Below are 23554 nucleotides of genomic sequence, written 5' to 3' on the forward strand. Positions count from 1 at the left end.
ATCCCCTTGTCAGAGCCGCGTCACTCGTCGGTGCCGGCTTGCTCGTCGGGTGCATCCTATTCTTTCTCATTCTGCCGACGTTGCTCATTATCCCGATGTCGCTCAGCCAGACAGATTATATTCAGTTCCCGCCCCAAGGGCTGACCTGGCATTGGTACAAGGCGTATTTCAGCGATCCGGACTGGATGGCCGCGACCTGGTTCAGCGTCAGGATCGCGATGGCGACCACAGCATGTGCCACCATCATCGGAACGATGGCGTCGCTCGCCATTGTCCGCGGTGATCTACCGTTCAAGGGTACACTGCAGGCCCTGACCGTCGGGCCGATGATCGTTCCGCATATAGTCTTCGGGGTCGCGCTCTATCTCGTGTTCTCGCCCCTGCAACTGACCGGCAGTTTCGTAGGATTTCTGATCGCACATACCGTGCTTGCCATCCCCTATGTGGTCATCACGGTCACGGCATCGCTGCAGCGGCTTGACCCGATGCTGGAGCTTGCGGGGTTTAGCTGTGGTGCGAACCGGCTGCAGACCTTCTTTCGAATTGTGCTGCCCAATATCGCGCCTGGCATCGCCTCGGCCGCCGTCTTCGCCTTCCTGGCGTCCTTCGATGAAGCAACGGTTGCCTTCTTCATCTCGGATACCGGCGGAAAATCGATCGGCCGGAAAATGTTCGAAGACATCGATTTCAACCTGACGCCGGTGATTGCCGCCGCATCCGCAGTCCTTGTTGCAATTTCCCTCGCCCTCATGGGAGCGGGACATCTGCTGACTTCCCGCAAATCCTCGCGATAACGCTTAAGTCCTTCAAATTTCAAACAAGCAAAGAGGCGGAACATTCCATGTTACACCGAAGCAATCTCACATCCAAATTCCAACTCCGACGATTGGCCTATGCAACTGTCGGCCTCCTTTGGCTCCTTGCTCCTCCACAATCGGCAACCGCCGCAGAGCAAGTCATAATCGCCTCCACCGGCGGCGCCTATGACCGAGCCCTGAAAGAGGCCTGGTTCGACCCCTTCACCAAAGCAACAGGCATCGAGGTCGTGACCGTCGTCGCCACCAATGCCGAAATGCGCGCCAAGGCGAGCGCGATGGTGAAAACGGGAAATGTCACATGGGATCTCTACCTTGACGGCGAGATACAGGCAGCCTCGAAAGCCCATCGCGAGGTGACCGAGGATCTCACCGGGTTTTGCCAGCAATTCGCCGACCGCAAGGACCTTGGCCCGCACGCTTGCGCTGCCGGTGGCGCCCTGTTGCAGTCGACCGCCACGCTTCTAGCCTATCATGTTGGAAAACCCGGCGATCCGGTTCCGGAAACATGGGCCGATATGTGGGATATGCAAAAATTTCCAGGCGGCCGCGCCTTTCCCAATTTCGACGATCCATGGCGGGTGATGGCGGCGGCACTTCTTGCCGACGGCGTGAGCCGGGACAAATTATTTCCACTCGACGTCGACCGCGCCCTGAAAAAGCTGGACGAGATCCGCCCGGCAATTTCCATCTGGTGGAAGACCGGTGATCAAAGCGTGCAGGGTTTCCGCAACGGGGATTATTCGCTCGGGCAGATCTGGCTGACGCGGGCAAAGGCGATGCAGAGCGAGGGCTTGCCCATCGGCTGGTCCTACAAGGCATCTTTTCTGGTCGGTGATCGTATTGCCCTGATCAAAGGCGCACCCCATCATGACAACGCGCTGAAGCTGATTGCGTTCTGGCTGAATTCGCCAGAGGTTCAAGCGAAAGCCTGTGCGATACTGTCCTGCACACCTCCGAGCAGCGATGCGGTTGCCTTGATCCCTGAAGACATCAGAAAAACAATGCCAAGCGCTGGCGACATCCGCGATTACATCGTGGTGCCGGACGCCGACTGGATCAATGCCAATGCCGCCATGCTACTGCAGTGTTGGAACAGTTGGATTCGACAATGAAGCCCGGCCGGGCCGCCGGGTATCGATGCGCTATCGCCGTTGACACACAGTTTTCTCAACGTCCGCCGACACAAGCCCTGCTTCGAAGCCTCGGGTAGCCAATACGGAAGCTGCCGAATGTTTAGCAGCATGTCACCTCACGACGTGAGGTATTGATCCGAGATATTTCTCGGCAATCTTGTGTCCGTCGAAGGTTCACTCATCGAGACGGCCAGCCAAGCGCTTCGTGAGATCCATCCGCTCATGAAAAATCGCCACAACGAGTGCGGGCGCCTCCTCGCGAGGCAGACAAAAGACATAATGGTGCTCGCACCGCGACATCCGCAACCCCGGATGAAGCGCGCTCATATCCTTGAATGAGCCTTTTCCCTCAGCAAGGTCTGCTATACCTCGCTCCAGAGCTGAGACGTAACGGCGTACCTGAGCTGCATCCCACTGTGGTGTATCGGATCACGGAGCGTAGATCAGCTTCCGCCTCCACCGTGAGGATATAGGCCGTCAAGCACGATCCTCGGCAATCTCTTCATCGAGGATATCGCCTACGGTTTTGGTCGACAATTTTCCGGCTAGCCCGTTATTGATGCGCGCGCTCATCAACGTTTTCAGCTCCTGCCAAGCCCGGTCGCCATCCGTATCTCCCGGAAATAGGCGCTCGAGCGCATATTGTTTGATCGTCTTACCCTGCAAAGCGGCCAGCGCCTTTAGACTTTGATGCTGCTGGTCCGTTATGTCGATCGTCAATCGGCTCATCCGACGCACTCCCTGAACTGAGAAAACCCACATTGGCACATATGTGGCTATGTGGCTACCAGCGCAATGCCTCTGAACCATGTGATCCGCAATGTTCGCTCTGCCCGGCCTTAAAATCCATCCGTGCAATCACCGGCTTCCTTCCTCCGAAGATGAAGCTGCAAGCGTCGGGATCGCCTTGGCTTCTAGCGATGCGCGTCTCGTCGAATACGACAGCGTCGAAGCAAAGGAGGCGTGCACGGTGCCGCAGCATGGCAAGCACCCCGCTTAATACCTTCCCTATCGCAGACTTTAGTTGTTCAGTCTTCGAAAGACTCCGAGCCAGAAATTGTACGCCTCAATGTCGGCTTCGCACCAGGCATCAAGAGCGCACCATGCAACAGCGGTCGGTGCGCTGTCACCATAAAGTACCATGGCGGCCTGAACGATCTCATGGGTTTCATGAGCAGCCGTCAATTTGCCGCCAAGGTAATGGTTTACGGCACGGGACGTGAGTTTTCGGGACAAGCAAACACCTCCTGCGTCCGGCGCAGGGAGCGGAAATCGAAGCCGGACGTTGGAGGCTCAAGGAAGAGCCGCGAAAGTCGATCTGGTCGACCGTTTATCTATCGTCCCGGGCATTTTGAATAATATCGTAAAAGGAGGCCTCTCTTGCACGAGAAGTTCGAGGTTCTGATGGCAAACCTCTCACCCATTGCGTAAGCGACGATCAGCCTCCTCAATCTGAGTTTTCAGAACGTCGAGATGGGCCTCGCAGACCGCTTCCACATGGGCAATGAGATCCGTCGTGCGCGCCAGAAGCCATGTGACCGCTTCCCGGCTGATCTCATAATGCTTCGAGTAACGAGCCTTGACGTAGGCTTCGTTGAGGACGTTGAACCAGGCAACGAAGCGCTGCTGATCACGCGGCCATACGTCTGCCAACTGGGTCGACTGGCCTTCCGCGAGCCCCCGCAGATGTTTGATATTGTGAGAGGCCGGACTGTAGTTGCTCAACACAAGCAGCAGGGTGGCATAGGCCTGCTCGATCGATTGATGCAGCAGGAATGCAGCCTCCTTGAATTTACCTTTCTCCCTAAAGAACTCGGCTCCTTCGGCAAAAGTCTTCGCGTGCGGCAGCCGGTCCTCCAAATATTCCTTGGCATATTCATATGCTTCCTCGGGGCGAAGAAGGCTGGGGTTGGCCAGCGGCTTGTCGTCGAGTTCGTAAAGCACGATGCCGTCGCGGCGAAGGTCGACAAAGAGATAGCGGCCTTGCTTGAGCAAGGTGTTCACGTCCCGAAGCGAATGCACGATGAAATTCACCGGCGTCTTGAATTCCTCCTGATGCGTAAACCGGTCGGCTGCTTTTTGCCAATAGCTGGAGAAATTGGTGAGCTTGCTGTTGTTGACGATCACGAGCACATCGAAATCCGAACGATACGCTTTTTTGGTATGCGGTTCGTCGACCCAGCCACCTCGGGCATAAGATCCGAACAGGATGATCTTGAGGATGCTGCCGCGCTTCTTGAACTCCGCCGTGCCGCCCTTCAGCGCGGCTGCAAACTCCTCGCGCAGGACCTCGACAGCACGGACGAGCTCACGCTGCTTGAGCGGCGGCAAGTGGTCGATGCTGGACTTCATATACACGGGCGGATCTTTCACGGGCATGGAACAGAGATAGCGAAGCTCGCGCTTCAAATCCACAGCTTGGGCAAAAATGATTGGAAAAGCAACAAAATGTTGCATCAAAAAATCATGAAATGCGCTGGACTTCCATTCCATAAATATGACAATTAGGTGAAATCAGATAAATATGGCGAAAAAATCCGCATATAGAGCCAGAGGCGTATATTTTTGATGCAACAGAATTCTGGATTCCCCCGCCCAGCGAGAGAAAAGGGACCACCTCATGAACCCGATTGTTCTTTTCTGGTCGCAGAACCCGGATCTTTACATGCTCTTCAGCCACATTTTCGCCGTTGAGGGTTTCAAATCCACACTCGTGGATGAGGAGGACCTTTGTAAGCTCGCAGCCCAGACTCCTGTCCTCGCCATCCTGCTTGATACGGAAAACAATATCGAGCAAGCGCTACGCATCTGCAACTCGGTCAAATCCGACCGGACGACGGCACACATTCCGTTGCTTGCGCTGGTGCCCGGCGGCAATGAACGCCATTATCTCGATCTCCTCAAGGCGGGCGTGAACGAAAGTTTCGTTCGTCCGGCGTCACCGGGAAGGATATTGGGCTATCTGCAATTTCTCCAGTCCGGCACCTCTCGGGAAGCGCCGAGCACGCCCCGCTACGGCAACACGCTCAACATAGGGGAGCTCAGCCTTGAGATGAGCCAGAGGCTGGTCAGGTATGGCTCGCAGGAAGTCCAATTGGGGCCGATTGAATTCAAGCTCTTGTGGCGCTTGCTCCAGGCTCCCGGCCGTGTGTTCAGCCGCTCCGAACTTATCGAGACAGCCTGGCCTGCGAACCATTATGTCGAGCCGCGAACGGTCGATGTCCATATTGGGCGCTTGCGCCGGATACTGGAGCAGATGACAGGTCGCAAACTAATTCGCACGATTCGATCGAGTGGCTACGCCGCCGAATTCGATTAATCAGCATATTCAAATTAGTTCATATACTGCCGGCTACTTAACATTCGTGACGCCTCATATTGTCGAAGATTTCCACTCTACTTTATTGATGTTGAGAGGCGCCGCTTTCAACCTCTGATCCCCATATCGACGGATCGGAGTTTGAAACATGAGAGACAAAATTTTCGCGCGCGCTGACCGAGGCCGGAAAGGAAGCCATCGAAACACCGGCAGCCTTGTCGACACCGCCAACAGGCATTTCGAGGCAGCTCACTATCAGGGGATCATGGCGATCTATGCCCATCCCTCGCAGGGCAGGACCGTCAGACTTAACCACGAAGATCGCACGATCGTCGATTTCGTCCGATGCTCATACCTCGGGCTGGACAACCATCCCGATATCATCCAAGGCGCGGTCAAAGCGGTGCGAACGGCAGGCGCTCTCCATTGGTCGTGCGCTCGGACCCGGTTAAATTTCGCCGATCTCGGCGACTTGGAGGAGTCCCTTTCAAATCTCTTCGCTGCACGAGTGATTACCTACACTACGGTACTCGCCGCCAACATGAGCGCCTTGCCGCTTATTGCATCAGGGCATCTTACCGGCGGTCCAAAACCCGTCATGGTGTTTGATCGCCTGGCGCACGCGACCCTTGCTTACCACAAGGGCACCATCGCCGAAGAAACGCGGGTCGAAACAATCGCTCACAACGACCTGGAGGCTCTTGAGCGCCTGTGCCGCCACAACAAGGCCGTCGCCTATATCTGCGACGGTGTCTATTCCATGGGCGGTAGCGCTCCGATCGCCGAACTGCGCCGTCTGCAGGAAACATACAATCTCTTTCTCTATATCGATGATGCCCACGGCATCTCGCTCTTCGGCAAGCACGGCGAAGGTTTCGCCAAATCCCAGATCGGTGAATTGGGCGACAGAACGATTATAGCGGCCTCGCTTGGCAAGGGCTTTGGGGCTTCCGGTGGGATGCTGATGCTAGGCACCGCTCATCAGGAAGTTCTGTTTCGCAGATTTGCCTTGGCCCATGCATTTTCGGCTTCGCTCAATACCGCCGCCATTGGCGCCGGTTTGGCTTCTGCAAGACTGCATCGATCGGCGGAGCTCCCTCGACTGCAAGATGCCTTGCAGCGGAAGATCACCTTGTTCGACGATCTGATGCCGACAGAGCAACACGGTGCGCAGCTTCCGATTCGCACGGTGCATTTCGGCGACGAGTTGCTTGCAATCGGCGCTGCGAGAAGCCTTTTCCAACAGGGCTTCTATACCTCAGCGATCTTCTTTCCGACGGTGGCGAAGGGCAGATCGGGATTGCGAGTCTGCATGAGCGCCGGCCACACCGATGACGAGATCAAATCTCTTTGCGCAGCGATTGGTGCGAGCATGGATGAGATTCGGACGATGTCTGAATGACGATCGTAGCGATTGGCATCGTTCGGGGATTTCAAACGCGTTTAGCCACAGACGTGTTCGAGCCCGACTCCGTCTGACCAGCACCCCTCGTGCAAATCAAATTGCAGAATGGCCAGAAGCCGGCCGAGAAGGAAATCAAATGCACCAATATAATGCTGAATCCTTCGTCTCGCTCGCGCACGCACATCGCATTGCCGAGGAAATCTGCCGGCGCAGCGAAGTTTTCTGCCAATCGATCGACCTCGCCGGTGCCGACAAGCTCCTCACCTTCGAGGACGCCCGCGCCATCCTTCGACCAGTCGAAGCAGGCCTTCGGATGCGGGTCGAAGGACAGAACCTCGTCGTTTTCTGCGGGGTTCGAACGCTCCTGCAGGGCCAGCTTTCGGCCCTGGCCATCGTCCAGGTCAGAGCGATCGAATGGGAACCGGCCGGACATGTGCCGTTTAGGACAGATGGGGCGACGCCATAAGTCTGCCCGAACTGCTCCGTGACCGGCAGCTGGTTCGGACCTGCCGAACACGGCATCAACGGCGGATCCCTATTTGGCTTCCACGGGCGAGCTCGCGGTTCTGGCGGAGGTTCCTTTCCTGCAGACCCCGCGCCTGCTCATGGACCTGTCGTAGGGATGCGGCTTGGTCGCGGGTAACGCCAAGCGACGAAGCGAGCCGAGCGACGTTGCCCTCCTTCAGATCGGCCTTGTCCATGGGCGCCAGCCGCCTGTTGATCGCCAGCGTGATCGTCTCAAACTCGCGACGAAGGGATGGTGCGCTGCTCAAGCGACGAACCTGATCGTGACCTTCACTTTTCAAGACTCCGGCGAGTTCCGGCGACGGGGCGCGAATCTCCACCCGCTGCCGTGCCTGCTCGCCACGATGCTGCGACACGATCTGATGCCGCTCGAAATCCACCGCATGCCCGTAATCGGTCAGCGCCGCCGCCAACTGCGGGGCATGTGCTTCGGCCGCCTGCCGCGCTGGACTGGGTCCTCGCAACCATCCTTTCCCCTCCCCGGTCATTTCGCCAAGCCGCCCCTCGCGAACATCGTCGCCGGCGGCTGCGCCGCTTCTTGCGTCGCGGATGCCTGCCACCGACGATGCGACCGCCTGGCTGTTGCCGAAGACGAGGCGCGATAGGTTTTCGATCTCGGCACGCTTGTCGGCGAGAGGGGTGGAAGCGTGCAGCCTGTCGGCAATTTCCTTCTCGGTCAGGTCCGGGACATCCCGCGCCGGCACGAGGACGTCAGCCCGTTTGGTGGGACGATCTACAATCCGGCCGGCACCAAGGCTGCGCTCGTTATCGGCTATGCCACGCGCAAATTCCTCGGCCGCGCGCCGCCGCCCGGCGTCGAGCCGTTCATGCCGCGCGGTCTCCGTCAGGATCTCTTCCATCATGGCCTTGGCCCGCGCCCGATTTTCGAGATCGCCCGTCCGCAGCCGCAGGTCGTCCGGCATCGCGCGAAACGGCTCGCCACGCTGATCGACGATCGCGGTGGCGATTGCTGTTCGCTCGGCGAGCGCCATGTTCCGTTCCAGCCGTTGGCGGGTATGGGCGACCGCCGCCGCGTAGCCCGGTTCCAAGATATCCGACATGGCCGCGCTCGCCGACATGCGTCCGGATGCGACGGCGTTTGCTGCCCGCGCCAAGGTCTTTCGCATCCCCGCTGCCTCCAGCCAGGAGTCAACGACATTCGCCATGCGGGATAGCCGGTCCGTCCGGCTGAACACATCACGGTCGACAGCGACCCGGTTGAGCTGCACATCCAGATGCTCGGACAGACGTCGGCGCTCCCCGTCCGGCGTCTCGACCGCAAGATCGGCCGGCAGGCGGTGCGCGGCGGGAAACTCCACGCTCCCGCGCTTGTCCTGAACTATCGCTCGCGTTGCGACGATCGTGCCGTTGTCGGGCAGGAGGCCAAGATCACGAACAGTTTCGACCAGCTTCAATGCCATGTAACTCTGCGCGAGCCGTCCGGCCGCATGGGACTCGATGTCGCCAATCGGGCGGCGCTCGGCGTCGCGCAGCGCATTGTCGTAGAGCTCGACGAACATGCCCAGCGCATCGGCCCGCGTCTGGAAGATTGAGCGTCCGCGCCGTGATCCGTCATCGCCGTCCGCCTCGCGCCGCTGCGCAAGCAGATGGTTCACGTCTTCGACGGCACGCGCTCGCACGGCTGCAATCCGGTCGTCGGGCGCGCGCCGGTCTTCCATGCGGCCAAGAACGTGGCTCCAGTCGTCTGCGAAGCGCTGCAACTCGCCCCGCGTCATCGGCCGCGTCTGCTCGCGCTCGAGTGCGGCCCGCGCCTCTGGCGGCCGCGACCAGCCATCCGGACTCCGCTCGTTATCATAAAGGACGATCCCGCCGCGCGTGCGCAGCTGGACACGGTCTGCGAGGTTTTCCGTCTCGACCTTCTCGAGGCTGACCCGTAATCCGGTGACGGCCGCATCGTGGACATGTTGCGGCGGGATGCGCGCCGCATCGCCGGCATGCAGCATCTCCTCGAAGCGATAATGGTTTCCCTGCCAGCTGAGCCGCGGATTGACGGCAACCGCCCGCGCCTCGATATCGTAGCCCCCGGCGCGCGCCATGCCGATGACGCGAGCGACGTTCTCCGGCGTGCGCATCGTCGTCTCGAACACGATGTTGGCTTTCCGCTCCACGGCCGCCGCCAGCAGTTTTTCCGTCCATCGCCCCGCATCGAGCTGCGTAAACTGCGATGCGGTTTCAGGATCCTGTTGCTGGAACGCGCGGAACTGCGGATGGTAGGATCGAAGGTCGTCGCCAACGATGCGGATCGTCGGTCCCGTTTGATCGAGCTCCGCATGGCTTGCGATCAGGACCGCGGTCTTGCCAGCGCCCGGTTGGCCGCCGAGCAGGATCATCCGCGGCCGCTCCGCCTGCCGCATCGTCTCCGGCAGATAGTCGGGCAGGATATCGTTGCGGAAAATGCTCTCGTTCCTTTCCGGCGCAAGCGGGCCGGATGCCTGATCCCCCGCCATGATCAGAACTCCGCCCAGAAGCGGGCCTCGTCCTTCACCCTCGGCCCCCAGAGCGTGATCACGGTCTCGACCGCTTTAGGGTCGGCACCTGTGATGCTGTGCTGCAGGGCGATCAGTTCACGCCGGCGGGCGCGCAGCGCTTCGGCGGCATCGGGATCGCTGCCTTCGAGCTCGTAGACGCGGGCCGTCACGATCGCGCGCGCCTGGTTGATGATTTCGATCGCGATCTCCGTGCGGACGATCGCGTCGTAGGAGGTTTCCTGTTCAGCCATGCTCGGCTCCTTTCTGCTTCCTCAAAATGCTCAACGGATGACACCACGACCGCGGTCGATGGCCCGGCGCTGGCGCTCCGCCACGATCTTCTGGGCGCTTCCCATGCGAACGGTCTGCTGCAGAATCTTCAGGCGATCCTGCATCACCTCGAAGGCCCGGCGCTGCGTGGGCGACACGCTGTTGACCACGTTCTTCTCACCGCGCAGGATCGCGTCGCGGCCGAACCGCAGGTCAAGCGCCCGGCTGACCTGCGCAAACTCATTCCAGATGCTGCTATCGATCGAACCGGCGGCAACGTCGAGCTTGGCGCCCTTCTTCTTCATCGCCGCCGCGAGCTCGCGCAAGGCGTCTTCGGCCGGCGGCGACATGCCCGGAATGGCGACACCCATGCGCCGGCGCTCCTCGCCGATTGCCTTGGTCTCGCTATCAAGGGCCATGGCATAGGATGCACCCAACGAGCGGACGCGGCTTTCCGCTTCCGGAACGGCCTGAAGGGCATCCTTGCGCTCGCGGCCCACCGCCAGCAATCTGTCCATGATGCGATCGGAGCCGCGGAGCGCACCGTAGGCTGAGGGTTTATTGGCAACGGCCGCCGCGATCCGCTCTCCCGCGAAGCCCTTCAGGATCAGCGCCTCGATCTTGTCGACGGCGCCGGCGGGATCACGCCAGATGCGCGCCGCCGTTTCGACAAGGGCCGCCCGGTTGTGATCATAGTGGGCAACGTCGCGCGCCCGGCCCCGCGCCTCGTCCTCGACCGAGGTCTTGAACTCCGTGACGGCGGCGAGCATCGGCAACACGGCACTGGTCTCCTTCCCCGATTCGACACTGGCGCCGGCAACCACTTTCGACCGATCCTTGCGTTCGGCAAGGTGCTGTTCCTCGGCAAACCGGCGCACGACGACGAACAGCCGCGCCAGTTTCTCGCGCCGATCCGTTGCGAGATCGTCCGGCATCCGTTCCACCATGGTGCGCTCGGCGACGGCGTCGGCCTTTTCCGTGAAGGCGGACCAGCCGAACCGCGCCGTCAGCGCCTCATTGACCGCCTTCACCTCCTGGACCAGCAGGCGATCCTCGACCGCATAGGCGAAGGCCGTCTCGTAGGCATCAGGTCCGCCGCGTTTGCGGACCGCTTCGATCTCGACAAGACGCGCCATCGCCGGTTTCGAGAGAGCAGGGATGGACAGGAGCATATGGCCGCGCCGCCGCTCCTCGCGGATACCGAAGCGTTCGGCCTGGCGGCGGAACTCCGTCGCATGGGCACGCGCCAGCGGCACAAGTTCCGCAAATGCGCCCAGCGCCGCCTTGCGTTCATTGCGGGCTGCACGGCCGTCGACCAGAAGATCGGATCCAAGCAGGCGGCCAAGGCGCTGCGGCCGATCGGCGAGATCATCGGCAAGGCGGCGCGGCTCCATGCCGGCATCCGACGCCAGCGCATTCAGCCTGGCCAGCGCACCGTCGGGATCGCGGTAGATCTTCTCCAGCACAGGGCGAAGAATGGCCTCCCGCTCCTTCCAGCGGTCCGAGGCCAGTTGTGCCCGGCGGGCATCTTCGTCGATGCTGCGCGCGAACCGAGTTGTCGGCGGGATCAGGTACTTGCGATTGTCTGGGCTCTGTGCAGCAAGGTTCTCTGTGCGCTCCTCATTATAGGAAACACTCTTCTCGCGTTCGATCGCAATGCCGAGCGCCACGCTCGCCCGCTCCCACAGCTTCGCCACCTGCCCGCGCTTTTCCGCAAGCCATGCCACACGCCGGGACGCCGCCTCCTCTTGTCGCGCCGTAACCTCGGCGAACGTGTCGATACCGCGCCGGCGGGCGAAGTCGCGCGCGTGCGTCTGGTACCCAGCCTCGCTCTCGAAATCGAGCGTCGTCGTCTTTGCACCGGAACGGCCGAGACGCTCGACCATCTGCTTGAACAGTTCGGGCCGATGGCTCTCACGATCGATCCGCTCCTGGCGGACATCCGCTGCTTCCTTCAGCTCCGCCGTCCAGACATTCCGCTCGACCTCGCGCTTCTCTGTCCGCTTTTCGCCTGTCTCCTCGTCGGTGACGACAACATCCACCTTGACCGTTTCGGTACCATCCTTGCGAAGCGTGACCGTATCACCGACAAAAACGCCGCCGTTGGCCAGAGCCTTCGGCAGGCTCACACCCCAGACACGCTGGACGGTTCCGTCGTCCGCGCGGACATCGGCATAAGGGCTTTCCTTGGCATCCTCATCATCAGGCCGGAACTTGGCCTCGCCGGTCTCCACGAGCTCGCCGGTGACGCCGACCGCGTGATCGGCGCGCGGCTTGCGGCCCCATTCCGGCTTCGGCTCAAAATCCTCCCGCGCCGCATAGAGGACGGCATCATCGCGATGGCGGGTCATCGCCACATAGGTCAGATGCTGGTCCATCATGCCGGTGGCGAGCACAAAGGTCCGGTCGACCGTCGCGCCTTGCGACTTGTGGATGGTCGCGGCATAGCCGTGATCGATGTTGCGGTAGCTGTCCTCGCTGATGACGACGTCGCGGCCATTGTCGAGACGGACCGACAGCAGCGGGCCGCCGCGCCTGTCGCCGGTGGAAACGACAGTGCCGAGCATACCGTTCTTGACATATTGCGGGCCGAGCTTCTTTGCCCGTGGTTCCAAGAAGCGCGCATTTTCGAGGAAGATGATCCGGTCGCCGGTGGCGAATTCCCGAACGCCGCGCTCGGTCTGGAATTCGCGAGCGTCGGTCAGCGCCCCCTCCCGGTTCATGACCACGCGTAGGGATTCGTTGAGCCGCTTCACATCCTCGTTGGTGTGGGCGAGGACGAGCAGCTCGTCGCCCCGCAGCTTTCCTTCGTTGCCCGCAGTCCACGATCTCGAGACCGCCTGCTCGCGCGCCTCACGCCAGTCGGTGACGATGCGCTCTACCACATCAGCACGCCGGTCACCTTCAAAGATACGGCCTTTCTGCGCGTAGGCGTCCAGCGCCTCTTCGACTTTTCCCCGGGCGAAGAGACGCGACGCATCTCGCGCCCAGTCCTCACGCTGGCGGCGGACACCAGCAAGTTCGGCGGAACCGATCCGCTCCGCTATTGCCCGGAAGGCCGCGCCGGCCTGGATCGGCTGCAGCTGCATCGCGTCACCGACCAGGACGACTTTCGCGCCGGCGTCCTCCGCCGCTTTCAGTACGCGCGCCATCTGCTGCGACGACACCATGCCGGCCTCATCGACAACGAAGATGTCGCCACGATCAAGAAGATCGCGGCCGTTCTCCCAGGAGAGCTCCCACGATGCGAGCGTTCGCGATTTGATGCCAGAACTGTCCTCCAGCCCCTCGGCCGCCTTGCCGGCAAGCGCCGCACCGAAAACGCGATGACGCTCGCCTTCCCAGGCCACGCGGGCGGCGGCCAGCAGCGTGGACTTGCCTGCGCCGGCAAGCCCGACGACGGCGGCGATGCCGTTGTCGCCGGTGACGTGACGAACGGCATCGACCTGCTCCCGGTCGAGCCTGAAGGGGTTTTCGGGATCGGCCGTTTCGACGCTACGAACAGCCGCCGCGATCTTCGCTTCTGCAATCCCGAAGCCCTTGCGCTGCGACAGGACTTCCGCCGACTGCGCCATGTCATATTCGACACGCAGGATCTCGCGGGTGGTGAAGATCGCCGGCTCCGCCACCTTGCCGGTCTGCCCGTCGACCTGCTGCGGCTTCAACAGAATGAGGTCGTCGGAGGCTATCAGCCGTGCGCGAATGTTCGCGAAATCCGTGGGATCGTCGACATAGCGATGCAGCGCCTTGGCGATATCCTTCTCGTCGAAGGTCGAGCGCTCGTTACCGAGCTGCTTTAGGAGAAGTTCGGGATCTGCAAGCAGCCGGTCGGCCATCTCCTGACGACGGGCGAGACCGGCCGGCGCAAAATACATCTCGACGCCCTTGCGAGCGAGTGCGGCCTTCTCCGGCCCAAGGTGCTTCTGCGCGATACCGTCGAGACCCTGCTCGGCATAGGAACGCCCGTCAAGACGGATGTCGTGGCCTGCAAGCGCCAGATGCCGGTTGGCCGTTTCCGCCCAACCGATCTTCCACGCCTTCATCGTTTCCTTGTCGCCAGCCCAGAGCTTGTAAACGATCTTGCCATTCGGCCGATCGGGCGTCACGACGCGCAGCGGCTCGCCGTCTTCGCCGATCACCGGCACCTTCTTACGCCCGAACCCCTCCTCCGTCAGGGGCCTCAGCGCCGTCATCAGGTGGATGTGCGGATTTCCGTCCTTGTCGTGATAAACCCAGTCGGCGACCATGCCCTTCGACGTCAGATTGTCTCGGACGAATTCCTGAACCAGGGCGATGTTCTCCGCCCGCGTCAGTTCCTCCGGCAGGGCGATGATCAGCTCGCGGGCAAGCTGCGCGTCCGCCTGCGTCTCGAAAGCTTCCACTGCGTTCCAGAGCGCCTCGCTTGCCGCGGCGACGCTTTTGCCCTCGATGGCCGTGCGGAGCCAGGCGGGTATCTCATCCGGCAGCGCCAGCTCTTCATGCTTCAGTTCGCCAGCACCGCCGCGATAGCTGAAGGAGGTTCCGGCCTGTTCGTCCATCATCCGGGCGCGGTGACGATAAGCGGCGGCAGAGACGATGCTTCGCCCTGCTCCCCTGCTGATCACCTGCGCTCTGACGAACATGATCGCCACTGATGTCTCCCAACCTCCCAAGCACGTCGCGCCAGCGACGTATATTGCGCCCTCAAATCGATCGGGCCGCAGGCCCGATGCCGCTTTTCCGGAAGACGGCCCAGCTAAGAATTCCGGCATCGACGTTTTGGGGGCTTGCACAAGGTAGCTTATTTTACTATTGTTTTCTAGTTAGTATAAACAGCGGATCGCAATAATCGCTTCATCAGAGGAAATCCGGTAAATGGCTGCAAAATCGTCTATTCTGGATATCGATGCGCAAATCGAGAAGCTTCGTGAACGTCGCAAAACGCTGATAGTAAAATCGGCCGAGCGGTTTGCACGCGCTGCGACGAAAGCGGGTCTTGCGGAGATGGAGATCGCCGATGAGGAGGTCGATCGCATCTTCGAAGAGATCGCCGCGCGATTTCGCAAAGCGGAGAAGAAAGGGGCTGGTGGCGCAGCTGCTTCGCCGCGTGGATCAGCAACTGGCGGGACTGGAACGGCGACGGAGGTTTCTCATGACGGCTGATCGCAAGAAGGAAGCTCGCGAGAAATTCCTGCTCGGCGGGATCGTCGTGCGCGCCGGGCTGTCGAAGGTCGACCGGGCGTTTCTGCTCGGTGGGCTTATCGAACTGGCGCGCGTCGCTTCCGGCTCCGCGGAATACCGGCGGCTGCGCGATGTAGGCGAGGAAGCCTTCAAGGCTCCCGTCCTCGGCGACGCCCGGCGGATACTAGAGGCTGCGGAATGATGGCACGGGGAAGACCGCATCCGAGCCTGTTGCTCATCCTTGTGCCGATCGTCGTTTCCGCTTTTGCCTTCTATGTTGCCAACTGGCGCTGGCCGGAGCTGGCGACCGGCATGACGGGGAAGACGCAAGACTGGTTCCTCCGGCTGTCACCTGTGCCGGTTCTTCTGTTCGGACCGCTCGCGGGTCTGCTGACGGTCTGGGCGCTGCCGCTGCATCGGCGGCGGCCGATCGCGATGGCGAGCTTCATCTGCTTTCTGCTCATGGCGGGCTTCTATGGGCTGCGTGAGGTTGCCCGGCTTTCGCCCTTCGTCGAGAGCGGCGCATTACGCTGGGATCAGGCGCTGTCCTTCCTCGATATGGTCGCGGTCGCCAGCGCGGGGTGCGGCTTCATCGCTGCGGCCGTTTCGGCGCGCATTTCCAGCGTCGTGCCCGAACCGGTCAAGCGCGCCAAGCGGGGAACCTTCGGTGACGCCGATTGGCTGTCGATGGCAGCGGCGGCCCGGCTGTTTCCGGAAGACGGTGAGGTCGTCGTCGGCGAGCGTTATCGCGTCGACAAGGAACTCGTCCACGAGCTGCCGTTCGATCCGAACGATCCGTCGACTTGGGGACGCGGCGGAAAAGCACCATTGCTCACCTACAGGCAGGATTTCGATTCCACACACATGCTCTTCTTCGCGGGGTCAGGCGGCTATAAGACGACCAGCAACGTCGTGCCGACGGCTCTGCGCTACACCGGCCCGATCATCTGCCTCGATCCCTCTACCGAGGTCGCGCCGATGGTCGTCGATCATCGCCGTAACAGTCTGCGGCGCGAGGTCATGGTGCTTGATCCGACAAACCCGATCATGGGCTTCAATGTGCTCGACGGGATCGAGACCTCGAAGAAGAAGGAGGAGGATATCGTCGGCATCGCGCATATGCTGCTGTCGGAAAGCGTGCGCTTCGAAAGCTCGACCGGCTCCTATTTCCAGAACCAGGCGCACAATCTCCTGACCGGACTTCTGGCGCATGTCATGCTGTCGCCGGAATTTGACGGCCGTCGCAATCTGCGCAGCCTGCGCCAGATCGTATCGGAACCCGAGACCTCGGTTCTCGCCATGCTCCGCGACGTCCAGGAACACTCGGCTTCGGCCTTCATCCGCGAGACCCTCGGCGTGTTCGTGAACATGACGGAGCAGACCTTTTCGGGCGTCTACTCGACCGCATCGAAGGATACCCAATGGCTGTCCCTCGAAAATTATGCCGCTCTCGTCTGCGGGAATACTTTCAAATCCTCCGAGATCGCCGAAGGCAAAAAGGATGTGTTCCTCAACATTCCCGCTTCCATCTTGCGCTCTTATCCGGGCATCGGCCGCGTGATCATCGGCTCGTTGATCAACGCGATGATCGAAGCCGATGGCGCGTTCCAGCGCCGCGCCCTGTTCATGCTCGATGAGGTAGACCTGCTCGGCTATATGCGCGTGCTGGAAGAGGCTCGCGATCGCGGCCGCAAATACGGGATCAGCATGATGCTGATCTACCAGTCCGTCGGCCAGCTTGAGCGGCATTTCGGGAAGGACGGCGCGGTGTCATGGATCGACGGCTGCGCCTTCGCGAGCTATGCCGCGATCAAGGCGCTCGACACGGCGCGCAATGTTTCGGCGCAATGCGGGGAAATGACGGTCGAGGTGAAAGGCAGTTCGCGCAATATCGGCTGGGATACGAAAAACAGCGCCTCGCGAAAATCGGAGAGCGTCAACTTCCAGCGGCGACCGCTGATCATGCCGCACGAGATCACCCAGTCGATGCGGAAGGATGAGCAGATCATCGTCGTGCAGGGACATAGCCCGATCCGCTGCGGGCGCGCGATCTATTTTCGCCGCAAGGAGATGGACGCAGCCGCGCGGACCAACCGCTTCGTCAAGCGCGCGCCCTGAGAGGTCGAGCGATCGTGGCGAAATCGGATTGGAGAAGGGCGATCCGGAATATCAAACTTATCATTCGCAAGAACTCAGGAGGTCACAGGATCCAAAATGACTATGTTGCGGCATAAGGCTGCTCGGCGGCTTGACGATAGGAGGCAGCTCAAACGACAACGACAAAACGCACCTTTGAATGATTTCAGATCGAAAGGAATTTCATGGAACTCTTATTCACGCTTGCCGGTCTGCTTGCGATTGCGATCGTGCTCTATCTTTTTATGTCTCAGCGGGGAAAGCGTCTTTCGTGGCGCGTGAAGTGCCTGATCCTCAGCGTGCTGGTCGTATTGCTTGCCGCGCTCTGGTGCGTCGTCTACGGACCGGATCTTTGGGTGTTGATTCAGGCGGGGATCCTTATCGTCGTGGGAACGGTCGCCAGCATTCTGTCCGCGCGGAAAGAGTAATGACAAGGCGGTGCGTTCTGCGCCACCGACGCATCGCTCACTTCAATTGCCGCACGGCGATCGCATCGGGCTGCGAAGATGGATCGGTCTAGCCCGGCGGCGGCGCGATCCAGTCGATGAACTTCGAATAGCCCATGGAAACGCCGACGAAGCCGACGGCCATCAGCAGGAACACCCAAAAGGGTATCCCATTGGCTGCTTCTGGTTTGACGAAAGCGACGAATGCGACCAACGGCATGATCACACCGCCGAGCATGAGCACGTCAACAACTGGGCGAAGCAGGCAGAGCAGGAAGTAGGCGAGGTGCCAAATGCAATGGAGAACGGCACGGACGGTTCTCGCCACGAGGGCAACAAGCGCCCGGGCGACGTACCGCAGAAGCCGAAAAAATGGGTTCCGATGTTCGGGCCTTCCGTTCATATCGACAATGGGTCGTTCTTCGATCACCGTGACAATTCCTTGTTCTGGAAGGATGCGCCGTCGACCGGCAGACGGCGCATACTCTCGAATTTTAGAGAGTCTAGTCGCGGCAGCGGGACGCGGCAAGCACAGATCGATACAGATCGATAAAGTGCGCGACATTCGTGGGATGGGGCCGGTCGACGCCTGAGAAAAAGAGGAATCATCAGCCGATGCAGAAATCAAGGGAGGCGCGAGCGCCTCCCTTCTTATTGTTCAGACGCGCGCGGCGACGAATTCTATGCCCGTCTCACGTCGGATGCTGTCGAGGATCTCCGCGAGACCCTCCAGTTCGGCGTCCGGGACGATTGTGTATTCTAGGCCGATCCGGCAGGATTCTCCCTCGAAGACGACGTCTTCATAGATCTCATCGAGTATCGAGATCGGCCCGCTTTCGACCCAACGATTCTCGAAGGTGGTGCAGGTGTGGTAAATCTCGTAGAGGAAATCTCCGTCCTCTGTTCCCTTGCCGGCTGCGAGCCGCTTTTCCGTTTCGATCTCCTCATGAAGGGCCTCGGTCGCCCTGTCGAGTTTCGCGACAAGGTGTCGTGCAGGCCGCGCGCGAAGTCGCTGCTGCTCTCGCTGCGGCTCCGCGCCGTCCTTGAGGCCACGAGGGCTGACGTACGATAGGACGTCAGAAGAAGAGCCCCGCGCCCCTGGGGCGCGGCCCGTGTCCGGCGTCCAGCCGGCTTCATCCCGCGAGAGGGGGCGGCACCCGCATGGGCGGAGACCGCATGCGGTCTCCGTGAGCGCAGCGAATAGCACCCGGTCGGCCGAAGGTCGGCTCGCCCACGGCACGCGTCGTCCCGAAACGGCAATCATCACGAAGATGAATCGGACCGTCGAGATCGATTCAAAACTGTCGTTGGACGTGGAAATCGAGACGGGCGATTCTTCGCTTATGCTTACGCAACCCTATTACCTCTATGTCGAGCGCGTGGACCCCGACCAGAACATGGCCCGCTTCTATACGCTCGCCATTGAACCCACGCTCTTCGGCACCCCGCGCCTGCTACGACGATGGGGAAGGATCGGCACGCTCGGCCGGACGATGGTGCATCATTTCGAACGGGAAGAGGAAGCCGTCGCCCTGTTTCTCGAACTGCTGCGGGAGAGGCGTGCTCATGGATACAGGGCGAAGCCGACCGAGGCGTCACTGCGCGGATGATGTTCGATGAAAATGGCGGCAGGGGCATGAGGCGCAGCCTCGGGTCGCGGCGCCGGTCGATCCGGCGCATCGGCCCCATCGTGCAAGGCAAAAGCCTCCCTCAGTGGGGAGGCTCTCCGGGGCGCTCGGCGTCTTCGACGGTGATGATCGCCGCCAGCTCCGCGCGGACCTGTTCGAGTTCCGCTTCGATCTGGGCGCGTTCGGCGGGATGGCAGTGGTTGGCCTCGCGGCGCAGTTCTTCGATTTGGGTTTCGAGGGCGTTCGTCATCATCGTCATCTCCTTGGTTAGATGTGAAAGATGACGCTGGCAGCCATGACGGAGCGGTGCGGGTCAAAACCCGCTTTAGCGGCTCGCGCATGGGGGAACCGATTTTTTTGTCGAGCCGCTTCAGCGGTTCGGCGGAAAAATTGGGGGGTGACCATGCGGTTTTGACGCGTGCCGTTCCGTCATGGCAGACTTGTCTTTCTGAGCAGACAGACTTTCCTCTCGTGGGGCACCCGGACATGCGGGCCGTTTCGCGCGATCGCGGCAGGAAGCACGCGAAGAAGCCGGCCCCTTGCGGGGCCGGTTCTGCTTGGGCCTCACTCCGGGTTGTTCCAGAGGAGCACCCTCTTGCCGTCTTCGCCGCCCGGCGCGGGAGCCAGGTTCCCGAAGATCACGCCGATCTCAGGCGCTTCCAACCGGATCGAGACATACTCTACCCCGCTGCGCGGCGAGATCCGGTTCCAGCCCGCGCCGATCTCGAACCCGGTGCGCTTGTTGATGACGCGGTAGTCCGGGGCGTCCTCGCGGGCCTTGTGGGCGTTGGGGAGGACGGCGATCGGGGTATTGACGCGGAGCGTTGCGAAGACGCCTTCCATCGAGCCGTCGGACTTGGTGGTGAGGTTTGCGATCGTGGATGCCATGGTAGTTCTCCTTCGGTTCCATCGGGACCGTTCCCGATGGCGGCAATGGAGAGGGCTGACCTGCTGCGGTCAGCTCGGCGGAAAATTTTGCAAAATTCGGTTTTCCGCCAGAGGCGAACAAACCGAAATCGAATTTTGCAAAAATTTCTGTCGAGTCTTACCCCTTCAGGGGTTGGCCGCAAAAGCAGGCAGTCCTCTACAAAGTTGGCATCAATGGGAACGGGCCGGGTGGAACAGGAGGCGATGCGCGCCCTGGCGTCCCGACTTGCTGCCTCTCCGCCAGCGCCCAGACCTGCTCGTGGATGCGCCTTTGCCAATCGGTTCGCCCGCCATTGCCCTCGCCGCCCTTCCCGCACGACCACCCCGCGAGGGTGCTCCGGGCTGCCGCCGTCTTCGCAAGCGCCCCGACGTTCGCCGGCGCGGGCTGGGACTGGGTTGAGCTGTGCGGTGGGCCCGGTACGCCGCGTCCCGGATGGAGGCTTCGAGATCAACGTGATCTTCGACGTTGGTCCTGGCTCTCCGCGCCGGGCGGCGAAGACGGCAAGAAGACGATTTCTGCGCACGACACCGGCGTGTCCGAGCGGACTGGGCCCGCGAGGGCCGGCTTCCGCGCGGGCGGCGGAATGCCGTGACGATCATCGTGACAGGCTCTCGCGCGCAATTTGGCCACCGGTCGCGGCCAAACACAAAGCCCACCGGACCGACGGCTAATCACCCGTTGGCGAGGATGCGTTCGTCCTCGGTCATGCGGGCATCGACCTGCCGCAGGACGTCCCGGCCAGCACTGCGCAGCATCTCGTGCCAGTCGGGAAGGCTGCGGAGCGTGAGATTCATACTGCGCATCGTGTCGTAGACGACGCAGGGCGCGCCGACGGCTGCGAGACGCAGCATGTTGAGGCATTGTGCCCGGCGAGACGCCATCCCAGATCATCAGGCCGTAATCGGCGCGCCGGGCCATCTCCCGGTCCTTTTCGGCATGAAAGGCATGGCCCTGCGCGCCGCCTGGTGCCGGCCGGTGATAGGCCGCCCAGTCGCCGAGATTGTTGCGCGGCTCGCTCCCGGCATGGAAGACACCGACATGCTCATAGCCGTAGCCGGCGAGCAAGCTCTGCGCCTCCGCGTCAGCGCCGGGCGCATCGCCGACCAGCACGCCGTGCTCGGCGGCGATCATCGCACCTATGCGCGCTATCGCCGGCTCCGGCAGTTCGAATATGTCGCGTGATCCGCCTACGAATATCATCGCCATGGTCGCTCTCCTTTTTCTACCAACAGCCCTACTCCTCTCCCGGCCAACCTCTCCTCTCTGAACGACCTGATCGGCGTGTGTGAACAGGCCGGCGCAGCCGGCCGGAGAGCAGCCTATCCTCCGGCTGGGCCGGGCCGGCGTGCGGCCGCTCCGGGATGTGAAGAAATCGGCTGGGGACAACTGCGCCGACCGCCCCTGTACGACGGGGTCTCCTGTCATTTCCTGCTAGGCCCAATGTCAAATATTGACATTGGGCCTTCGATCCATGAGAATTCGAGGCAATTGAACCAACCAGGAGGGCGCGGCCATGACCAGCAGCCTGCATGTGAGTTTGCCCGATGAAATGCGCGCCTTCGTCGATAGGCGCGCGAACGGGAAGAACCAGTACACGACGCCGAGCGAATATGTGCGCGCGCTGATCCGCGAGGACATGGCACGCGAAGAGGACCGGCTCTATGCGGTTCGCTCCCTGCTGCGGGCCGAGCAGGAATTCCGGCGCGGGGACATACTTCCCCTCTCCGCGCTGGATGAAATCGACGCGGAACTCGATAAAGAACTGTGAAAGTGACTCCTCGCATCCTGATCCTGCCGACAGCGATGGAGAACTACCGTCTGGCGGTGCGGGAAACGGCACGGAAATGGTCGCCGCAACAGGCAAAAGCCTATGGCCGCCGACTCCGGCAAGGCTTCGAGGAGATTCCCGAGGTCTATGCGCGCGTCCGCAACAGGAAAGACGAGCGCGTCGGTTCGTCGCTGTTCCGGCTCCACAAGATCGAGCACCATTACGCCGCCTATATCGTCGTGGACGAGACAACCTTCGTTATTGCCGCCGTCCTGCACGAGCGGATGGACATACCTGCGCAGTTGCTCACGGTCGAGCGATTGACCGATCGGGAATATGAAGCACTCATGGGCCGTCCTCGCCCGAAGCCTTGAAAATACGCCCACGCATTTAGGCTGCGGCGATCCAATCTCTAAGCGCCGTCCGCGTCTCGCTCCAGCACTTTCAATGCCGCCTCATAACGCGGACGCAGATGTTCAGCGCCACGTCGGAGGTGTCACGAACATCCGCGATTTTCACCAATCGGGCGTTCGGATTCCGCGCCACGCGATCGATAAACTCTTTGTAGGTCTCGTCGTCACGCCGGGTGAGCACCTCAATCGCATTGACGACGCTTCGTGGGAAACGAGCATCAAGATCGGCAAGCGTGATCTCGGTGTCCTCGACAATGTCGTGCAACACGGCGATGACCTGCAATATTTCGTCTGAAAAGGTCGAGGCGACCCGTATCGGATGGAAGATATATGGCGCGCCGGCTTTGTCGGTTTGCCCATCGTGGGCAAGCATCGCCATCGTTATCGCATCGCGAAGCATTGTCATATTTGGTCTTTCGGCGAGTTGGTGGCGTGGCGTCAGCTCAGTCTAGGCGGCTAACCCGCCGCCCGGAGGTGCGCGCGCCTGCGAAGGCACTGGCAATTTTCATTAAGAAGGCTTTACTGAACCGGCCGAGGGTCTTACCGCCGGGTTCGATATACCAGGAGCGCTCGGCGATATCATAGTTGTATTCGTCAACGACGACCCAGCATTGCTTGAGATCGCCAAGACCCGCCCGCCTGCATTCGATGGCAGGAACCTCCAGAGCGATGCGATCCGCCTGCGGCGGTTGTGTGGTGATGGCAAGAAGAGCGAGATGAGTCAGGCCATCGCTTGCGCCGCGCACGGCGACGACGACGCAAGTCGGCCGGTCTTTGCGGCCTTCTGTTTCTCCGCGTTCGTCCTGCCATGACCAGAGATAAGGATAGATGATGACCTCGCCCGGTAGATACTCACGACTCATCGTCATATCCTTCGCCACGCGCCAGCCGATCGAGCGCCGCACCGAACAGTTCCGCATGCTCATCCGGCATGCCTGCTGTGTGGTGTGATTGGCGAGGATCACCGCCGGTGCGCAGCCGCTCGTAGTGCTCGTAGCTCATCAGTACGAAGCGGGGCTTCCGGTGTTTGGTGAGCACAACCGGCTCGCGGGCGGCGGCGTCCGTGACGTCGCCCACCTGTTTGTTGAGATCGCCTGTCGTGAACTGCCGCATGGC

General features: G+C 61.1%; 26 protein-coding genes and 1 pseudogene. 13 read left to right on the forward strand and 14 right to left on the reverse strand.

Annotation, left to right across the window (positions count from 1 at the left end):
* The first annotated feature begins 95 nt into the window (after positions 1-95).
* Positions 96-794: an ABC transporter permease gene (locus ACJJVH_RS29825; protein WP_113359963.1), complete on the forward strand. Its 699-nt coding sequence runs from the start codon at positions 96-98 to the stop codon at positions 792-794.
* 47 nt (positions 795-841) lie between these two features.
* Positions 842-1930: an extracellular solute-binding protein gene (locus ACJJVH_RS29830; protein ID WP_412066900.1), complete on the forward strand. Its 1089-nt coding sequence runs from the start codon at positions 842-844 to the stop codon at positions 1928-1930.
* Positions 1931-2125: 195 nt separating this feature from the next.
* Here ACJJVH_RS29830 and ACJJVH_RS29835 read toward each other — a convergent pair.
* From ACJJVH_RS29835 to ACJJVH_RS29845, 3 genes and pseudogenes are all read right to left on the reverse strand, one after another.
* Positions 2126-2432 (reverse strand): annotated as a pseudogene (locus ACJJVH_RS29835) (type II toxin-antitoxin system RelE/ParE family toxin).
* A complete protein-coding gene (locus tag ACJJVH_RS29840; protein WP_113359937.1) occupies positions 2429-2680 on the reverse strand; it encodes an antitoxin in 252 nt (83 codons plus the stop codon). Before ACJJVH_RS29840 ends, ACJJVH_RS29835 begins: the two are co-directional and overlap by 4 nt.
* A gap of 687 nt (positions 2681-3367) precedes the next feature.
* Positions 3368-4303, reverse strand: a complete 936-nt coding sequence (locus ACJJVH_RS29845; protein ID WP_113405243.1) for a nucleotidyltransferase and HEPN domain-containing protein — start codon at positions 4301-4303, stop codon at positions 3368-3370.
* A gap of 268 nt (positions 4304-4571) precedes the next feature.
* Here ACJJVH_RS29845 and ACJJVH_RS29850 point away from each other — a divergent pair, with 268 nt between their 5' ends.
* From ACJJVH_RS29850 to ACJJVH_RS29860, 3 genes are all read left to right on the forward strand, one after another.
* Positions 4572-5270 (forward strand): response regulator transcription factor, encoded by a 699-nt coding sequence (locus ACJJVH_RS29850; RefSeq protein WP_113401163.1) that lies wholly within the window; start codon positions 4572-4574, stop codon positions 5268-5270.
* Positions 5271-5418: 148 nt separating this feature from the next.
* Entirely contained in the window at positions 5419-6672 is a 1254-nt protein-coding gene (locus ACJJVH_RS29855; RefSeq protein WP_113401164.1) for an aminotransferase class I/II-fold pyridoxal phosphate-dependent enzyme, read from the forward strand.
* 139 nt (positions 6673-6811) lie between these two features.
* The gene (locus ACJJVH_RS29860; RefSeq protein WP_113383507.1) at positions 6812-7141 is read left to right on the forward strand and encodes a hypothetical protein; all 330 of its coding nucleotides are present in this window, start codon (positions 6812-6814) and stop codon (positions 7139-7141) included.
* A gap of 55 nt (positions 7142-7196) precedes the next feature.
* Here ACJJVH_RS29860 and ACJJVH_RS29865 read toward each other — a convergent pair whose 3' ends face one another.
* The 3 genes from ACJJVH_RS29865 to traA all read right to left on the reverse strand — a co-directional run bounded on the left by ACJJVH_RS29865 (position 7197) and on the right by traA (position 14590).
* Entirely contained in the window at positions 7197-9575 is a 2379-nt protein-coding gene (locus ACJJVH_RS29865) for a zeta toxin family protein (protein WP_412066901.1), read from the reverse strand.
* A 95-nt stretch (positions 9576-9670) separates the two neighbouring features.
* Positions 9671-9940, reverse strand: coding sequence for a hypothetical protein (locus ACJJVH_RS29870; RefSeq protein ID WP_113383509.1), 270 nt, complete (start codon positions 9938-9940; stop codon positions 9671-9673).
* 30 nt (positions 9941-9970) lie between these two features.
* The gene (traA, locus tag ACJJVH_RS29875) at positions 9971-14590 is read right to left on the reverse strand and encodes a Ti-type conjugative transfer relaxase TraA (RefSeq protein WP_412066902.1); all 4620 of its coding nucleotides are present in this window, start codon (positions 14588-14590) and stop codon (positions 9971-9973) included.
* Positions 14591-14813: 223 nt separating this feature from the next.
* Here traA and ACJJVH_RS29880 point away from each other — a divergent pair, with 223 nt between their 5' ends.
* The 4 genes from ACJJVH_RS29880 to ACJJVH_RS29895 all read left to right on the forward strand — a co-directional run bounded on the left by ACJJVH_RS29880 (position 14814) and on the right by ACJJVH_RS29895 (position 17683).
* A complete protein-coding gene (locus tag ACJJVH_RS29880) occupies positions 14814-15101 on the forward strand; it encodes a TraC family protein (RefSeq protein ID WP_113401167.1) in 288 nt (95 codons plus the stop codon).
* The gene (locus ACJJVH_RS29885; protein WP_112804189.1) at positions 15091-15321 is read left to right on the forward strand and encodes a conjugal transfer protein TraD; all 231 of its coding nucleotides are present in this window, start codon (positions 15091-15093) and stop codon (positions 15319-15321) included. Before ACJJVH_RS29880 ends, ACJJVH_RS29885 begins: the two co-directional genes overlap by 11 nt.
* Positions 15318-17237 (forward strand): Ti-type conjugative transfer system protein TraG, encoded by a 1920-nt coding sequence (gene traG / locus ACJJVH_RS29890; RefSeq protein ID WP_113435066.1) that lies wholly within the window; start codon positions 15318-15320, stop codon positions 17235-17237. The genes ACJJVH_RS29885 and traG overlap by 4 nt, the downstream gene beginning before the upstream one ends.
* A 203-nt stretch (positions 17238-17440) precedes the next feature.
* Positions 17441-17683: a hypothetical protein gene (locus ACJJVH_RS29895; RefSeq protein WP_113383514.1), complete on the forward strand. Its 243-nt coding sequence runs from the start codon at positions 17441-17443 to the stop codon at positions 17681-17683.
* A gap of 88 nt (positions 17684-17771) precedes the next feature.
* Here ACJJVH_RS29895 and ACJJVH_RS29900 read toward each other — a convergent pair whose 3' ends face one another.
* Together ACJJVH_RS29900 and ACJJVH_RS29905 are read right to left on the reverse strand one after the other, a co-directional pair.
* Positions 17772-18329 (reverse strand): hypothetical protein, encoded by a 558-nt coding sequence (locus ACJJVH_RS29900; RefSeq protein ID WP_162764549.1) that lies wholly within the window; start codon positions 18327-18329, stop codon positions 17772-17774.
* A gap of 30 nt (positions 18330-18359) precedes the next feature.
* Positions 18360-18968, reverse strand: a complete 609-nt coding sequence (locus ACJJVH_RS29905; RefSeq protein ID WP_162764548.1) for a hypothetical protein — start codon at positions 18966-18968, stop codon at positions 18360-18362.
* 76 nt (positions 18969-19044) lie between these two features.
* Here ACJJVH_RS29905 and ACJJVH_RS29910 point away from each other — a divergent pair, with 76 nt between their 5' ends.
* Positions 19045-19311: a WGR domain-containing protein gene (locus tag ACJJVH_RS29910; protein ID WP_113401376.1), complete on the forward strand. Its 267-nt coding sequence runs from the start codon at positions 19045-19047 to the stop codon at positions 19309-19311.
* Between the two features lie 100 nt (positions 19312-19411).
* Here ACJJVH_RS29910 and ACJJVH_RS29915 read toward each other — a convergent pair whose 3' ends face one another.
* From ACJJVH_RS29915 to ACJJVH_RS29925, 3 genes are all read right to left on the reverse strand, one after another.
* Positions 19412-19582 carry a hypothetical protein gene (locus ACJJVH_RS29915; protein ID WP_162751248.1) on the reverse strand — a complete coding sequence of 57 codons (171 nt, stop codon included), beginning with the start codon at positions 19580-19582 and terminating at the stop codon, positions 19412-19414.
* Between the two features lie 311 nt (positions 19583-19893).
* On the reverse strand, positions 19894-20217 hold the full coding sequence (locus ACJJVH_RS29920; RefSeq protein ID WP_412066903.1) for a DUF736 domain-containing protein: 324 nt from the start codon (positions 20215-20217) through the stop codon (positions 19894-19896).
* Between the two features lie 711 nt (positions 20218-20928).
* Complete coding sequence (locus ACJJVH_RS29925) at positions 20929-21108, reverse strand: hypothetical protein (protein ID WP_412066904.1); 180 nt, start codon at positions 21106-21108, stop codon at positions 20929-20931.
* Between ACJJVH_RS29925 and ACJJVH_RS29930 the strand changes: the two genes are divergently transcribed.
* The 3 genes from ACJJVH_RS29930 (at position 21107) to ACJJVH_RS29940 (ending at position 22399) form a co-directional block, all read left to right on the forward strand.
* Positions 21107-21439, forward strand: a complete 333-nt coding sequence (locus tag ACJJVH_RS29930) for a hypothetical protein (protein WP_412066905.1) — start codon at positions 21107-21109, stop codon at positions 21437-21439. The two genes, ACJJVH_RS29925 and ACJJVH_RS29930, sit on opposite strands and share 2 nt — an antisense overlap.
* Before the next feature lie 331 nt (positions 21440-21770).
* Entirely contained in the window at positions 21771-22025 is a 255-nt protein-coding gene (locus tag ACJJVH_RS29935; RefSeq protein ID WP_112804196.1) for a CopG family transcriptional regulator, read from the forward strand.
* A gap of 2 nt (positions 22026-22027) precedes the next feature.
* Complete coding sequence (locus ACJJVH_RS29940; protein WP_112804197.1) at positions 22028-22399, forward strand: type II toxin-antitoxin system RelE/ParE family toxin; 372 nt, start codon at positions 22028-22030, stop codon at positions 22397-22399.
* Positions 22400-22469: 70 nt separating this feature from the next.
* On the opposite strand, the gene ACJJVH_RS29945 is transcribed toward ACJJVH_RS29940, so the two are convergent.
* The 3 genes from ACJJVH_RS29945 to ACJJVH_RS29955 are packed head-to-tail and all read right to left on the reverse strand — an operon-like array spanning position 22470 to position 23551.
* Positions 22470-22844 carry a GTP pyrophosphokinase gene (locus ACJJVH_RS29945; RefSeq protein ID WP_412066906.1) on the reverse strand — a complete coding sequence of 125 codons (375 nt, stop codon included), beginning with the start codon at positions 22842-22844 and terminating at the stop codon, positions 22470-22472.
* Between the two features lie 37 nt (positions 22845-22881).
* A complete protein-coding gene (locus tag ACJJVH_RS29950; RefSeq protein ID WP_112804199.1) occupies positions 22882-23301 on the reverse strand; it encodes a hypothetical protein in 420 nt (139 codons plus the stop codon).
* Positions 23291-23551, reverse strand: a complete 261-nt coding sequence (locus tag ACJJVH_RS29955; RefSeq protein WP_112804200.1) for a type II toxin-antitoxin system prevent-host-death family antitoxin — start codon at positions 23549-23551, stop codon at positions 23291-23293. Before ACJJVH_RS29955 ends, ACJJVH_RS29950 begins: the two co-directional genes overlap by 11 nt.
* Positions 23552-23554 lie beyond the last annotated feature (3 nt).

Origin of the sequence: Rhizobium sp. SYY.PMSO (assembly GCF_046840415.1) — a bacterium.
Taxonomy (GTDB): domain Bacteria; phylum Pseudomonadota; class Alphaproteobacteria; order Rhizobiales; family Rhizobiaceae; genus Rhizobium.

Bases quoted from the DNA above. Each gene is read 5' to 3' on its own strand.
- ACJJVH_RS29945 (WP_412066906.1), bottom strand. From the start codon at position 22,844: ATGACAATGCTTCGCGATGCGATAACGATGGCGATGCTTGCCCACGAT.
- ACJJVH_RS29895 (WP_113383514.1), top strand. From the start codon at position 17,441: ATGGAACTCTTATTCACGCTTGCCGGTCTGCTTGCGATTGCGATCGTG.
- ACJJVH_RS29825 (WP_113359963.1), top strand. From the start codon at position 96: ATGTCGCTCAGCCAGACAGATTATATTCAGTTCCCGCCCCAAGGGCTG.
- ACJJVH_RS29860 (WP_113383507.1), top strand. From the start codon at position 6,812: ATGCACCAATATAATGCTGAATCCTTCGTCTCGCTCGCGCACGCACAT.
- ACJJVH_RS29855 (WP_113401164.1), top strand. From the start codon at position 5,419: ATGAGAGACAAAATTTTCGCGCGCGCTGACCGAGGCCGGAAAGGAAGC.
- ACJJVH_RS29930 (WP_412066905.1), top strand. From the start codon at position 21,107: ATGTTGAGGCATTGTGCCCGGCGAGACGCCATCCCAGATCATCAGGCC.
- ACJJVH_RS29865 (WP_412066901.1), bottom strand. From the start codon at position 9,575: ATGCGGCAGGCGGAGCGGCCGCGGATGATCCTGCTCGGCGGCCAACCG.
- traG (WP_113435066.1), top strand. From the start codon at position 15,318: ATGATGGCACGGGGAAGACCGCATCCGAGCCTGTTGCTCATCCTTGTG.
- ACJJVH_RS29880 (WP_113401167.1), top strand. From the start codon at position 14,814: ATGGCTGCAAAATCGTCTATTCTGGATATCGATGCGCAAATCGAGAAG.
- ACJJVH_RS29950 (WP_112804199.1), bottom strand. From the start codon at position 23,301: ATGAGTCGTGAGTATCTACCGGGCGAGGTCATCATCTATCCTTATCTC.
- ACJJVH_RS29920 (WP_412066903.1), bottom strand. From the start codon at position 20,217: ATGGCATCCACGATCGCAAACCTCACCACCAAGTCCGACGGCTCGATG.
- ACJJVH_RS29840 (WP_113359937.1), bottom strand. From the start codon at position 2,680: ATGAGCCGATTGACGATCGACATAACGGACCAGCAGCATCAAAGTCTA.
- ACJJVH_RS29830 (WP_412066900.1), top strand. From the start codon at position 842: ATGTTACACCGAAGCAATCTCACATCCAAATTCCAACTCCGACGATTG.
- ACJJVH_RS29915 (WP_162751248.1), bottom strand. From the start codon at position 19,582: ATGATGACGAACGCCCTCGAAACCCAAATCGAAGAACTGCGCCGCGAG.
- ACJJVH_RS29845 (WP_113405243.1), bottom strand. From the start codon at position 4,303: ATGAAGTCCAGCATCGACCACTTGCCGCCGCTCAAGCAGCGTGAGCTC.
- ACJJVH_RS29935 (WP_112804196.1), top strand. From the start codon at position 21,771: ATGACCAGCAGCCTGCATGTGAGTTTGCCCGATGAAATGCGCGCCTTC.
- ACJJVH_RS29925 (WP_412066904.1), bottom strand. From the start codon at position 21,108: ATGCTGCGTCTCGCAGCCGTCGGCGCGCCCTGCGTCGTCTACGACACG.
- ACJJVH_RS29955 (WP_112804200.1), bottom strand. From the start codon at position 23,551: ATGCGGCAGTTCACGACAGGCGATCTCAACAAACAGGTGGGCGACGTC.
- ACJJVH_RS29885 (WP_112804189.1), top strand. From the start codon at position 15,091: ATGACGGCTGATCGCAAGAAGGAAGCTCGCGAGAAATTCCTGCTCGGC.
- ACJJVH_RS29910 (WP_113401376.1), top strand. From the start codon at position 19,045: ATGCTTACGCAACCCTATTACCTCTATGTCGAGCGCGTGGACCCCGAC.
- ACJJVH_RS29870 (WP_113383509.1), bottom strand. From the start codon at position 9,940: ATGGCTGAACAGGAAACCTCCTACGACGCGATCGTCCGCACGGAGATC.
- ACJJVH_RS29850 (WP_113401163.1), top strand. From the start codon at position 4,572: ATGAACCCGATTGTTCTTTTCTGGTCGCAGAACCCGGATCTTTACATG.